At 44.6% G+C, this 13,623-nt stretch carries 11 protein-coding genes and 1 pseudogene; 4 read left to right on the top strand and 8 right to left on the bottom strand.

Going from position 1 to position 13,623, the window contains the following annotated elements; translation table 11 throughout:
- From ACED25_RS21720 to pulA, 7 genes and pseudogenes are all read right to left on the bottom strand, one after another.
- Nucleotides 1-161, bottom strand: a pseudogene (locus ACED25_RS21720) (DUF4440 domain-containing protein); the annotation flags it as partial.
- Between the two features lie 46 nt (nt 162-207).
- Nucleotides 208-573, bottom strand: a complete 366-nt coding sequence (locus ACED25_RS21715) for a VOC family protein (protein ID WP_017104306.1) — start codon at nt 571-573, stop codon at nt 208-210.
- A 27-nt stretch (nt 574-600) separates the two neighbouring features.
- On the bottom strand, nt 601-1,065 hold the full coding sequence (locus tag ACED25_RS21710) for a cupin domain-containing protein (RefSeq protein WP_371696081.1): 465 nt from the start codon (nt 1,063-1,065) through the stop codon (nt 601-603).
- 499 nt (nt 1,066-1,564) lie between these two features.
- Nucleotides 1,565-2,518 carry a nucleotidyl transferase AbiEii/AbiGii toxin family protein gene (locus ACED25_RS21705; RefSeq protein ID WP_102249439.1) on the bottom strand — a complete coding sequence of 318 codons (954 nt, stop codon included), beginning with the start codon at nt 2,516-2,518 and terminating at the stop codon, nt 1,565-1,567.
- Between the two features lies 1 nt (nt 2,519).
- Nucleotides 2,520-2,924, bottom strand: coding sequence for a DUF6088 family protein (locus tag ACED25_RS21700; RefSeq protein WP_017104303.1), 405 nt, complete (start codon nt 2,922-2,924; stop codon nt 2,520-2,522).
- A gap of 224 nt (nt 2,925-3,148) precedes the next feature.
- Nucleotides 3,149-4,915, bottom strand: a complete 1,767-nt coding sequence (locus tag ACED25_RS21695; protein WP_371696080.1) for an alpha-amylase family protein — start codon at nt 4,913-4,915, stop codon at nt 3,149-3,151.
- 277 nt (nt 4,916-5,192) lie between these two features.
- Nucleotides 5,193-8,906 carry a pullulanase-type alpha-1,6-glucosidase gene (gene pulA, locus ACED25_RS21690; RefSeq protein WP_371696077.1) on the bottom strand — a complete coding sequence of 1,238 codons (3,714 nt, stop codon included), beginning with the start codon at nt 8,904-8,906 and terminating at the stop codon, nt 5,193-5,195.
- Nucleotides 8,907-9,283: 377 nt separating this feature from the next.
- On the opposite strand from pulA, the gene ACED25_RS21685 reads away from it, so the two are divergent.
- Nucleotides 9,284-9,673 (top strand): DUF1294 domain-containing protein, encoded by a 390-nt coding sequence (locus ACED25_RS21685; RefSeq protein WP_371696075.1) that lies wholly within the window; start codon nt 9,284-9,286, stop codon nt 9,671-9,673.
- 54 nt (nt 9,674-9,727) lie between these two features.
- Here the strand turns inward: ACED25_RS21685 and ACED25_RS21680 are convergent, their stop codons facing one another.
- Nucleotides 9,728-10,312 (bottom strand): LysE family translocator, encoded by a 585-nt coding sequence (locus ACED25_RS21680; protein WP_371696073.1) that lies wholly within the window; start codon nt 10,310-10,312, stop codon nt 9,728-9,730.
- Nucleotides 10,313-10,453: 141 nt separating this feature from the next.
- Between ACED25_RS21680 and ACED25_RS21675 the strand changes: the two genes are divergently transcribed.
- The 3 genes from ACED25_RS21675 to ACED25_RS21665 all read left to right on the top strand — a co-directional run bounded on the left by ACED25_RS21675 (nt 10,454) and on the right by ACED25_RS21665 (nt 13,401).
- Nucleotides 10,454-10,894, top strand: a complete 441-nt coding sequence (locus ACED25_RS21675; protein WP_009845852.1) for an Lrp/AsnC family transcriptional regulator — start codon at nt 10,454-10,456, stop codon at nt 10,892-10,894.
- Nucleotides 10,895-10,920: 26 nt separating this feature from the next.
- Nucleotides 10,921-11,850 carry a LysR family transcriptional regulator gene (locus ACED25_RS21670; protein WP_371696071.1) on the top strand — a complete coding sequence of 310 codons (930 nt, stop codon included), beginning with the start codon at nt 10,921-10,923 and terminating at the stop codon, nt 11,848-11,850.
- A gap of 300 nt (nt 11,851-12,150) precedes the next feature.
- Complete coding sequence (locus ACED25_RS21665) at nt 12,151-13,401, top strand: tetratricopeptide repeat protein (protein WP_371696082.1); 1,251 nt, start codon at nt 12,151-12,153, stop codon at nt 13,399-13,401.
- Nucleotides 13,402-13,623: the final 222 nt, after the last annotated feature.

Genomic DNA, 13,623 nt, shown 5'->3' with positions numbered 1-13,623 from the left:
TCTTCCAAATCCATCATTTGAATAATGGATGTAAAGTCGTAGCTATCTCCTGACTTACCAACTTCAGTAAAACTAGGGTGTATTAAACGATCAAGATCAGCTTTGTTCTGACGAGTTTGGTATTGATGGAGTTCTATTTCTTGTTCGATCAAAATGTCCATTTTACCTCCTAAACTGATATGACATATAAGGCCTTTTATAATCCATTTAAACCACTTGCAACGTGGTCGCCCCACGCAAGCCAATTAAGTTGCCAAACGGGTCTTCGATTTGACACATAAAAAGCCCATTTTCAATTGCCATTGGGCCTCTATACAGTTTTGCACCAAGTTCTTCAAAATGATCCAGTGCTTTATCTAAGTTGTTTACCGACCAATATAAAACTGTCCCGCATTTACCCGAGCCTACTTTTTCGTCTGCTTGTACTATCTCAAGAGAAAAACCGTTTAAATTGAGCACGGTAAAGTCGAAACTAGGATGATAAACAGAGACAGCTGTAGGAAAGGCTTTTTGATACCACTCGATGCCCAATGCGACATTTTGAACATGAATAAGAATCGCTGTTGGAATCATAGTCTCCCTCCTACTATTTAACAGTAACTAGTATGGTGTGCCGTCCTTTCTAGAGGGAGTCCATTCACCAGAACTTTCAACAATCCATTTGAAATCATCATCTGGATAATGGGCTTCGTCTTTTGCAACTCGGCTCCCTATAACTATAAATTTAGCTTGTTCGCTACTACGGTTTATTAAATGATGACCATTTTCGACCCTAGCAGGGAAGCCAATACACATTCCTGCAAACAATGTCTGCTCACCGTCATCACTGACTAAACATAGCTCACCACCGAGTACATAAAGAAACTCATCTGACCTTGTGTGCCAATGGCGAAGAGCCGACTGCGCATTCGGTTCTAATACTTCCAGATTCACACCGAACTGAGTGAGCCCAAAAGAATCACCTAAACTTCTGCATTCAGATTGACCAAGGCGAGATTTAAATGGCTCTGGAAATGGGTTAAACGTATCACCTTTTATGCTTAATGCTTGTTTCGCTTTCGTCATTAATTGCCCCTGTGCATAACGCTTTTCAGTCGGGATATAGTCATTTGCTTCTGTCTATCTTGCTCAACCTTTTTAAGCAACTCAAGCCATATATGATGGTCATGTGATTTTTGTACGCACATGAGTGATGGGTTACGAAAAAAACACCTGCACTCTAGGATTGTTCGTTAGCATATGTATTACAAAATCAACTCACCATTAATGAGTCAATCATCGGTCGTTACACACTTTGGGGAAAAAGTGATTTAGCTAACCGCCTTTCTATCATGTGATCACCAAGCGATTCTGTCAGACTACATCACGACAGTGCAATGGTTTGCCTCATAGGCATGTTGCGCTGCTCGTTGACTCATGAAGTAAGTGAGTCAAAGTAGAAAAATGAGACTTCGTAAACGCCCTAGAGTAGTGGGTTGGGCTAACTTTACGGTTTGTTGACTTGTTCTTGGTGTAGCGGATCTTGATTGATTTTAGTGTGTGGCATGAGGGGTTCTCAAATCGGTTAGATTGTTTTAATTAACGATTGCGCAATGCGTTTAAATGAGGCAAAGCAGGTATCAAAATCATGGGGGTCGGTGTTAAACACCATAGGGGTAACAAAGTCCTGAAAGCGTTGGCGAAAAACTGGGTTATCTTCAAGCTCTTTTAGCCCGAGCTGTAGCTCTTGTTTGGGGTTAGCAACAAACTCAGCGTGTTGATTACCAAAGCGATCGATATCTTCTTTCAATACGTTGTTAAACAACGCTGTCATTGCTGTAAGGTCGAAGTTTTCCAACTGTGCCTCGGTCTTTAAAATGCAGTAAACATCATAGATATGGCGTACAAGCGTGGCATCATCCTTACGTTGCGCATCACGCTTTACGGACATGGTACGGCGCAACATCGAAATCACTTTTTCAACCAAGGTCGCTTGAATAGAGACGCAATCAAACGCTTTTACTTCTTGTGGCTGTTGATACAGTTCCGCTACCAATGATTGGATCGGCCGAAGTTCTACATCCAGTAAGGGAATCGTCTCTATTAACTCAAGTTTAATGATGGGGCGAAGACATGGCGCTTGGCTAAACTGCTGCGGGTATCTGAGTTCAAGTTCAACATAGCGATATTCATCACGAACGAGACGCGACTCAACTGTAAATCGCTCTGTTTGAGTGATCGCCATTTCAATCTCGTGAATGCATGTCTTGCGGGCGGTTTTCTTTTGGCCGCGACTCAGCTCACCAAATTCTTGGTGGGGAATGAGTTTTATATCCACATCTTCTGACATTCTCAGGATTTTAACGTTTGACTTGGCTAGAGCAGTGCCCCCAGAAAAAACCATTTGATGATGCACCGGAGTCACTTTCGCTAATTCGGCAAGCAAGGCGACGACCCAGTAATCTTTTTCAATAATGGCTGGGTTTCCGAGCTCAAGCGCATCTGAAACCTCAAGGAATTGTTGTTTTAGTTTTTCCATATTAACTCGGTGAGTTTAATACTCGGTTACCGACAGCCAACTTGCGATTAAACTGTTTAGGATTCCACGAGTATTGAATGGAGGATGGGATTTGGGTGCTTTTACCAGCTAGGCTTTGTAAAGACAGTTTGTCCATCTCAAAATCGACACCTTTCATCTTTAAAATTTCACGCATCAAAGCATCGCTTCCGCCAGGGTTTGTGGGCATGGGTCTGCCGGTTAGACTATTCATTCTTGCCTTTGTGTATAGACCATAACCAAGTTTGATTAACTCACCTTGCTTAACTAACTGCCTTAACGCTCGACCGATTTGGTCGTAGCTAGCAAAACCATCAAAGTCTTTGCGCTCAAAAACATAACGTCTTGAGCGCTTTATCTTTTGATAAACGCGTTCAACTGCTGTCATTTGAACCTCCTGCTTTCATACGTGTGGGTAGTATAACGCAACCTTATGATGACAGGAAGAAATACGGCATACCAAAAGGAAGGCATGCGGCGTGAAAAATAAAAACAAGACCATAATTTATTGTTTTATTTATATTATTCTAATGATGTTGAAAAGTGACCTTCCTATAAATGGTATCCTAACCTTACTGTGAGTCATCCCTTTATTACTTTTAGAACGGTTGATTAAAGGGTTAACACCCAAGCGAAAGCGGCTAGGGGCTTTAATTCTGCACTGAAGCAACCTACGCCGTTTTCCACATACAGCGTCTGTTGTTGGACGCCTTCAATATGTTCTTTGAGCGTATAGCTTCCGTCAGCAATGCCTAGTTTTTGAATAACCTCTGCCGTCACCTTCAACTGAACGTGGTCTGTTTTGCTTTGGCTGAAGTTAGCCGCGGCGATAACCAGTTCTTGGTTATCAAAACGCAAGAAAGCACAAACAGAATCACTTAGCTGATTGGATTGGTGTAAGTCTTGGTACGCTCCGGTCATCGATGAATGGTTCAATGAAAACGTCATCACTTGTTGATAGAAGAGTCTGAGCTGCTTTTCATCATCGTTGAGCTGCCCACCATCGAACTTTCCTCCGTTCATCCATTTTTGATGTTGAGGAACACCGATGTAGTCAAATATAGACGTGCGAGAAGGTTGCCCAAAGCCTGCGTTCTCCGCGCCCGATTCGCCGACTTCTTGCCCGAAGTAAATCATGGTGGGAGAGCTACTTAATAGCGCACTGACTAACATGGCTGGTTTGGCAATGTGTGGGTTACCAACAAACTCAGGAGACGCGACACGCTGCTCATCGTGGTTGTCCAAGAAGTGCATCATGTGGTGTTCGATGTCCATCATTTGATGCTGGATCTCAGGGATGATTGCCGTTGAAGCCTTACCTTGCATAATTGCTTTTAGGCCGTCGTAAAGATCGACTTTGTCATACAGGTAGTCCATTTTACCCAAGCGAATGTAATCACGATAAAGGTCCGGTTGGTACACTTCCGCCATCAAAAAGGCGTCTTGATTCTTTACTTTGATTGATGAATTGAGATAGCTCCAGAATTCGACCGGTACCATTTCTGCCATATCGTAGCGAAATCCATCGACGCCTTTTTCTAACCAATATAATGCGATGTCTCGAAACTTAACCCATGAATCCGGCACATCAACTTGCTGCCAGAAATGGTAGTGGGCGAGGTGATCACGCATCGCGTAATCGTCCGGAAGCTCAGGAAAGTCTTTTGAACCGTCTGGTCGCACGCCATAGTTAATCTTTACGGTTTCATACCAATCATCGAAGTTTGGTTTGCTCAAGCGCGATCCGTTTCCTGTCCATTTGGCTGGGGATTCAAGAAACGGTGAGGCTAAACTCGGGTGTTGTTCGCCACCAAGAGGAATGAACGCAGGTTCGATCTCGGGCAGTTCAAATGCGCTGTCAGGAATGTAATAGAAGTTATTGTTGCGATGATACTCAACCGTCGTGTCGTCTTGATCGCCAAAGTCACGTACGCCCTCTGGGTTATTCAAGCCTTGGTAATTACGGGCAATGTGGTTAGGGACGATATCAATGATGACTTTCAAACCATTTTCATGGCTTCTTTTGATCAAGGCTTCGAATTCCTGTAAACGCTGCGCTGGGTTGTCAGCAAGATCTGGGTTTACGGAGTAGTAATCTTTGACGGCATAAGGTGAGCCAGCCCGTCCTTTCACAATGCTTGGATGATCGTCTGAGATGCCGATGTGCTTGTATTCGTTGATCACAGCATGATGTGGTACTCCGGTGTACCAAATATGAGTGATGCCAAGTTCTCTAATTTCTGTCAGCGCTTTATTGGTGAAGTCACTGAACTTGCCCACGCCATTTTGTTCAATGGTTCCCCAAGGTGTGTTCTGAGTATTCTGATTGCCGAACAAACGGGTAAAAACTTGATAGATTGAATGTTTCTTGTTGTACATACTTATATTTCATCTCGAGAAGTGGAGGTGTAGGGCTTTGTCGTTCTAGTTGTGCTGTGTAGACGTTATATTGGGTATAGACGTTATATTTGGTATAGAAGTTATCGTTAGGAGGCTAGCTTAATCAGAATGCGGCTTTATCCTCCTTGGGTAAGAAAATCGGGGCGTAGTTGCTGTGGTATGTGAGCGGCTGCTCAAAAAAGGGGAGGTTAATACCTCCCCCTCGCTCTTCCCCAAAAAAACAGGCTCGTCTGTGATGATTATGTGAATGTGAAGCTTATTGTTTCGTCACAGATACCACGGCTTTTTCTGCGCTGTCATTGAGTTGATGAATCGCATTCAGTGTGAATGTGTAGTTGCCGGCTTCGGTTACATTCAACTTACAGTCGCCTTCGCTGCCAATGTTGATCGAGCCCTGAGCTAAGTCGACGGAGTGACAGCCAATATCCAAGATACCCCAAGTAGAACCGCCAAACTTGAAGCCATATTCACCCACAGCCAAAGCGCCAGTGACAGAGTAAACGCCGTTACCAACGAAGTTCATCGCCCAAGCGTCCGTCGGGTTCCATCCGTTCATTGCACCACGTACATAGACGGTCGTTTTGCCATATGGCGGAATCTTAGATACGTCCTTTTGTGAGTTATCAACCGATAACCCAGCACCTTGTGACGCGCCTTGAGTTTGTACAAACACAGCGGTGGTTAATGGCGGTACGGTGAAAGTCTCAGCGGAAAAGGTGGCGCCTTTCACGATGTCATCGGCAGAGTTCTTCTGAATAGTATGGAGTGTAAAGCCCGTCGCTCCCGTGATCTTGAATGATTGAGATTTACTCGTTGAGTTTACAACAACAACAAGCGCATCAGCGGTAGTATCTAGGCCTTTGCCTGTGGAGATTCCGTCATCAATAGACATCACGATCAGGCCTTCGATTTGATCTTTGCCCACATTGCGGAAGTCGACACGCTTCATGACTTCTTCTGCTGTGTCTAAGCGGAACAGTTCACTTGAGCTGCGGATTTTTAACAACTCTAGGAATTGCTGCTTGGTGAGGTCAATATCCTCTTTTGCAGGCTTGGCTGTGCTGTCGGCAATGATGGTTTTGATGAGTTCCCAATTGGCACCATCTTTGTCTTCACGAGGTAAGCCAACATTCCAGTTATTGCCAGTACCATCAAACATCACACGGTTGTACCAATCGCCAGAGTCGTAAGAATCACGCTGCATCGATTTAGAACGCAACAGTTCAGAACCCATGTGTATGAACGGGATGCCTTGACCCAACATGACGGTCGAGAGCGATACCGACTGCATACGAGCACGTTCTGCAGAGCTTGTACCTTCGGCGATTTTGTAAGCGTTGTTATCCCAAAGAGTTTGGTTATCGTGCTTGGAAACGTAAGAGATGTTCTCTGATGGCATTTTGGTGTAGCCGGCAGGTGCGCCATTGTAGTCGACGTTTTTGCCCAGTTTGGTATCACCTTTGTAATCCAGTAATACGTATTCGGCTAAGTTCCCCGCCATGCCTAAGCGCACAAGATCTTGGTTGTGTAAACGACCGTTGACTGAGTCTTGATCAACCTTGGTTTCTTCGTTGGCAAACGCGGCGTTACCGAAGCCTTGGTTAAAACGAAGTGGGTGCTTACCTTCAGAATCGACACCGCCATCAAATGGGCTACCGCCTCGCACTGCATCACGCAAACGGTCAGAGAAGGTGCCAATTTCGGTACCTGCCATATTGATCTGGTTGGCTTGTTCGAAGCGAGCGTTGTTTGCTACTTCGCCAAAGTCCCAACCTTCGCCATAGAACAGGGTATTTGGGTCGATCTTGCGCACTTCTTTCAATGCTTCAACCATTACGCTTTTTGGCTGGTGGCCCATTAAGTCAAAACGAAAACCATCAACCTTATAGTCGTCAGCCCATACCTTGAGTGAGTCGACCATCAACTTACCCATCATTAGGTTTTCAGTTGCGGTGTTATCACAACACGTTGAGCTTTCCACGCCACCAGTGTTCACATTCAGGCGGTGATAATACCCAGGGACGATCTTATCCAGTACGGACTTATCGTTCACGCCAGACGCATTGGTATGGTTATAAACCACGTCCATGATCAGTTTAAGATCCATTTCGTGCGCAGCTTTAACCATTTGACGGAATTCTAGAATACGTTTTGAACCGTTAGGATCTGTCGCGTAACTTCCCTCTGGAACGGTGTAATGAAATGGGTCGTAGCCCCAGTTGAAACTATCTAACATACGCAGATCGTTCATTAGAGCTTGGGCATCGCCTGTTGAAGAGTTATAGCTGTTGAGTACGGCTTCGATGGTTTTGTTTTCATCTTCGGTGCCGCATAAAGTCGCTGTTGGTTTTACGTTACAGAGTTTGCTAACGGTGTCGGTGATATCCACGCGGCTCGCATCATCTTCATTGATGGTAGCGATATCGAATGCAGGTAAGATATGAAGCGTAGTTAAACCGGCATCTTTCAGAGCTTTCAAATGTTTTACTGACTCACGATCGGCTTCTGTTAGCGCTAGGTACTTGCCGTTTAAGCTTGCTGTACCTAACTTATCACTGAAGCTAAAGTCACGAAGGTGTGATTCGTACAGTACGTGGTCTTCGTCTTTCTTCACCGTTGGGCGCTTATATCCAGCCCAACCTTGTGGCATCAGTGTTGAATCATCAAGGTCAATCACTTGAGAGTATGCTGAATTCTTCGATAAGCCGAGTGAGTATGGGTCGGTCACAAGGCGAGTTTCGATATTACCAGTTGTTGGGTGGTAGACCTTCACTTGGTAACGGTAATAACTATTCACGGCGTTAGAAATTGAATCCGTTGCCCAAATGCCTGTTTCCAAGCTTTCCGTCATTGGGATCACTTTTGAACTTTGTCGGTCTTCGCTGTAGAGGACGAGTTCAACATCTTGCGCAGTAGGAGCCCAAAGTTTGAAGGTCGTCGTGCTGCCTTCCACAATCGCCCCCAGTGTTTCTCCGATTGCGTTACCGGCCTCTTCGTTGGCAAATACAGCATCAAGTACGCCGGGCTTTTGAACTTCAGTTGATGAGATAGCGTCGCCATTCGCATTATACGCAACAACAATGATCTGAGATTTCAAGATGGTGCGCAGCGTGCCGGCGTCAACATCAATTGATAAAGCGGGTAGGCTTGCTAGATGACGGAAGCGTTCTTTTAATGCAGAGGATAGCTTGCCATCTTTTTTGAGTTCAACGGCCTGCCCACCGACGATCGCCTTATCATCGTTTATCGTGATGCTGTTATCGAGTGCGTAGAACAACTTGAGAGAATCGGCACCGTCTGCAGCTTCCCAAGCGATTGTGTTTGAGTCCAACCAATGTGCCTTCTGGCCATCAATCTTAACTGGGCGTTCTGAAATCGGTTCGTAGTACAGCGCGCTGCTGCCATGGAAACCGAATACAGATTGAGATTGACTCAGTTTGGTGAGATCAATTTTCGAGTTGGCGCTGCCAAACGCCTTATCGCCGCCATTATGCAAGATGAAGTTGATGCACTTATGAGGGTCGGATGCATCTGGGTCGACTTTCAACACGTAGTAGGCGCCATAGGTATCATTGATGCCCTTGAATTCATAAGGTACATCCCAGTCAGTCCCATTGTTACCTAATCCCATGCCGACTAAGTCAGTGCTCGTACAACCTTCACCATTCCAAAGGTGAAGCCCCCAGCCGTCGTAGGTCGAGCCAGAAGCGCGAGCCGCTGCAACATCTCGTTTGTAATAAATAACAACTTCGTTTTCAGCGGCTTTATATAGACTATTGCTGTCAGAGTTTGTTTTGCTAGTGTCGCTTCCACAGCCTGCTACCAAGGTCGCGGTGACGATAGGCAATATCGCCTTGGCTAAAGCTGAACGTTTGAAGTTGTTTGTTTGCGCAATATTGAAGCTCTTTGTTTTTGCAATCTTCAAGGTACTTTGTAGAATCTCGTGTTTATTGGTATTTATTTCGTTCACGTTTTGATATCCATATTTTTTACGAAGATGAATATCCTAGGCTTAACGATGCTCCACTATTTGTGACGCTTATGTATTAAGTTATTTTTAATCCGTAAAAATAGGAAACCTAGTGTCGATATCACGGATTGTGGTGGTTAACGCGCTTTTTTATTGGTTCAATAGCTCATAAAATACAGTTGGTTAGCCATAGGCGTAGAAGATAGGAGTAGTCGCTAGGGGTGATAACTACGCCTTATTTATGTGAGCTTAGTGGCACTTCACTCGCTGGTTGTTTTTTATATCAAAAAAAGTTTGTACTCATTCGTCTCAAATAGCCATAGTGAGTCTTTAATGTGGAATGGTGACGCTATGTTGTTCATTATCCAAAGGAGTTGATGTTGTCTTCATCTATTCAAATCGCTATTACTTATCTGGTATTGGTAGCGGTATCTGCGTTGTTTTCAGAAAGTTCAAAATCGCTCTTGGTGTGGTATTTAGTTATCGGAATAGTGACGTTTTTTGTGTACGCGAAGGACAAGAGAGCGGCAATCAATGGTAATTGGCGTGTACCAGAGAAAACTCTGCATATTTTTTCTGTTGCTGGTGGTTGGTTAGGGGCGTTAATTGCTCAAGATAAACTGCGTCATAAAACGCAGAAGCAACCATTTAGACTTGTATTTTTCGTGACGGTGTCACTTAATGTTGTGGCTTTTGTCTGGACGTTAACGCCGAGTGGGCAGGCGACATTTGGTCAATGGCTAAGTGAGATTATTAAGCTCTTTTAAAGAAACGGATGGTTAGCACCTAAGTACTAACCATCAATAGATAAAGTAAGTCGATTAGATCATCGGAATCGTCGATGCTAAAAGTAACCCTGCCATACCATAGTTGAAGCTTTTGATTCGAACGGGTGTTGTTAGCCAATGCTGGAGCTGTTTACCTGCCGCTGTCCAGAATGTCACAGAAGGCAAGTTGGCTAGTGTGAAGATACTGGCGATGATCGCGAGCTCCCACCATGAACTGCCACTGCTATACACTGAAATCGCCGTCAGCGCCATTGACCAACCTTTCGGGTTCACCCACTGAAAACTGGCTGCGCCGATGAAGGTCATTGGTTTAAAAGCCTCAGTACTTTTCGCTTTGCCGCTCAATGCTATCTTAGTCGCAAGGTACACGAGGTAAGCAAGGCTCAGGTATTTCAAGATTTGGTGAGAGACCGGATAGGCGTTAAAAACCCCCATTAAGCCGAAGCCAACCAATAGCAACATGGCTGCAAAACCCAGAGCAATGCCCAGCATGTGCGGAATGGTACGGGCAAAGCCAACATTGGCTCCTGATGTCATGAGCATGATGTTATTTGGACCTGGTGTGAAGGTCGAGACAAACGCAAACAAGGCAAGTGCGCTAAGTTGTTCAAAAGGCATTGTGATTCTCCAGCAGTAAAATGAACGAAGTGACTGACCGGTCATGACTTTCACGTGTTGAGAAACATAGTAGGTGGAAAGTGAGGCAATTATGTGCTTTTATTTCCTCAATTATCACTTAATGCACAATAATAAGTACTTATGGATAGATTTGACGAAAGGATATTGCAAGAGCTTAAATTGGACGGCAGAATCTCCAACATTGAGCTTTCAGAACGTATAGGATTGTCGGCTTCAGCGACCTTAAGGCGAGTACAGGATCTCGAGCGTAAAGGGATCATTCAAGGTTACCGTGCGGTTCTGGATAATGGACTGATGGGCGTTGGCTTTATTGCTTATGTTTCGATTGGCTTGTCGAGCCACAGCAAAGCGGCTCAGCTGGAGTTTGAACAGCACGTCAGTATGGAAAAAGAGGTGGTGGAGTGCCACAACATTACTGGTGCCAATGAGTACTTGCTAAGGGTAGAAACCAAAGATCTACCGGGCTATAAGAAGTTTCATGCCGATGTGCTGGGGGAATGTGCTCAGGTGCAATCGATTACGACTATGGTTGTGATGGACACCCCCAAAGATGAACGTTAGTCGAGTTTTATTTCAGGAGAGGCGCAGTGCCAAATACTAACCAGTTGTTGTTGTTCTTAGATGTGGTTCAACAAGGGTCGTTTACCAAAGCGGCAACTTTACACGATATGGACAACTCATCACTCTCTAAACAGATAAAAAAGCTTGAACAAGATTTAGGTGTTCAGTTGCTCAACCGTTCTACGCGTTCGTTCTCGTTGACGTCGGCAGGGGAAGATATTCTCGCGCAAACCTATGTACTGAAAGATACTATTAATCAGATCCAAGGCATTGCCGACTCGTACCAATCTGAGCCCAAAGGTGTGCTACGAATTACGTCGCCGATCTATTTTGGTCAGCAATACTTGCAACCTATTATTACTCAGTTCATGAGAAAGTATCCGGATGTTCAGATTGTGCTGTCATTGGACGACAAGATCGCCAACATCATTGCAGGGCAGTTTGATATCGCGTTTCGCTTTAGCAAGCTCGTTGAATCGAATTTGATTGCCAAGAAGATTGCCGACAGTAACTTTATGTTGGTCGCCTCGAACGACTTTGTGAAAGAGCACGGTGAGCCGAAGACACCACAAGATCTGCTCGCGCTACCTGCGGTGATTTATACCAATGGCGATATGACGGTTGATCATCTCCGTATCAGTGAAGAGCCACATGGTGACACTTTTCAAAGCCTGACGATTCGTGGCAACTATAAGGTCAGTGATGTTCGTACTATGGTGTCTTGTGTGAAAGATGGTCTAGGTTATGGCTTCCTTGATCAATCAAACTTGTATGCCTCAATGAAAGAATTGGGCTTGGTTACGTTACTTCCTGATTATGCAATCTCGACGGTTGATACGGCTATTTATGCTGTGTATCCGCATCGTAAGCAGACCAAATTGGTCAAAGAGTTCATTACTACGGTTCAAGACTATATTGGCTCTCCGACCATTTGGGAGAAGATGCAGCAAGGTTAGTTGGAAAGTCTAGGCCATAAGCTGATAGATAAGATAGATAAGATAGAATAAGTAACGCCCCAAGACTTATAGAGAAAAAGCGAGCGGGATCACAGCATTAATGGAGTGCTGACGGATAGATACTCGTAGGCTTTTTATCATTATGTATTCCTGAGATACTGAACAAAATTCATTTTAGGGCGGAACGTTTTAATAACTGCGCTTTTCCCTGTCATTCAAACATACTACTCGCTATAGGTTGATTGCTTTCCTGTGTAGGGTGCTATTAGCCGAGTTAGGACAAAATATTTTATGAGTACAATGGGAATCGCAATTGGTGCGACCGCTCTTTCGTTAATACTGATTGCTGTTTGGTTGGTCTCTTTGTCGCTAAGAAAAAAGCGCTTGGAACAAGAACGTAAAGCTCGCGCTGTCGCTTACCGAAAAGCGATTGAAAAAGCACGTATCCAAGAGCAAAAAGATCGTCAATTTAAGGCTGAAACAGGGCATGTGCCGTCGATTTTGTATTTGGCGAAAGAGGCCGAACGAGTCAATCTTAAGGAAGCTCTGTATTGGTACGATAAAGCTGCCCATTTAGACAATGTCAACGGCATGTACGGCATTGTGCGTCTGAGTATGAAGTGCAAAGAAGACCTAATTTTAAGAGAAAAGGCCAATTTTTGGCAGTTAGCGATATCAGCACTGGATAACGATCCGCTTGCAAAATTCGAGGTGGGTAAAGCACTCGTGTTTGGTCGCGGAGTTGAGAAAAACCTTCCGAAAGGCAGCGCCTATATTGAAGAGTCTGCAGTTAGTGGTAACACCGAAGCGATGCTTTTCATGGGGGATTGGTGCTTAGATAGAGAGAACCCGGATTATTCTCCAGAAAGCTCTTTCATGTGGTACAGAAAAGCGGCTGAAAAGAATAGCCTAGACGGAAAAATCAAATTGGGTATGAGCTATTTGAACGGTGTTGGTGTTGTCGCTAATCATCGTGAAGCGGTTTACTGGTTTGAAACGGCAGCTGAAAAAAACTGTGCAGAAGCGATGTTTAAAGCCGGTGAGGCGTGGATTGACCATGGTGAGCACGGCAATGCTATCGCGTATATCTGGTTATTCTTATCGGCTCATTTTGGCTATGCGGATGCTAGGTATTTGAGAGATAAAGTTGGTGGGGATCTTGGTGTTGATGCCGTTGTGGGGTTACAGGCTCTGACTAAGCCAATAATGACCAAGTTGACGCAAGAAGCAATCACCAAGCACTCTATCGTTAAAGCGCTCAACAAGCTCTACAAACGCGATATCCCAGTACATAAGAAAGTGAAAGAAGCCTCTGACGAAGAGGGTGATGAGTTAGGTGTCGATAAGGCGGATTTGGATACTGAAGCCTCAAATGCTCAAGCTTCAAGTGCTCAAGGTTTAAATGGCAACAATCACCAACAGGCGGCTGAAAACCATGATGGTGCCAAGGCAAGCGCAAATCGAGCATCACAAGACAAGCAAGCTAATTCTAATAGCGGTTCTTTGGACTTTAGCCAACCGGCAGTCGAGTCTAACTGGAAGAGCAATTAATAAACCGTGTTTATGAGTTATTACTTGTGTTCTGAACATGACTGAAACGAGTAGTTCTACAATTTAAAAAATCCAACGATGTTATATGAGTGTAGATATTATAACTGACTGTATTAAGCCGCTAAGTCATACGGTAGGTATTATTGACTGCGGCGGGTAAAGCACTCTGTCTCGTCCTAAAATACGTTGACAGTTTTTCTACTAAGCCAACAGCGTCAGCTG

The sequence above is a fragment of the Vibrio sp. 1F263 genome (genome assembly GCF_041439035.1).
Classification (GTDB): Bacteria; Pseudomonadota; Gammaproteobacteria; order Enterobacterales; family Vibrionaceae; genus Vibrio; species Vibrio tasmaniensis_A.
This window is presented reverse-complemented; position numbering and strand designations above follow the sequence as displayed.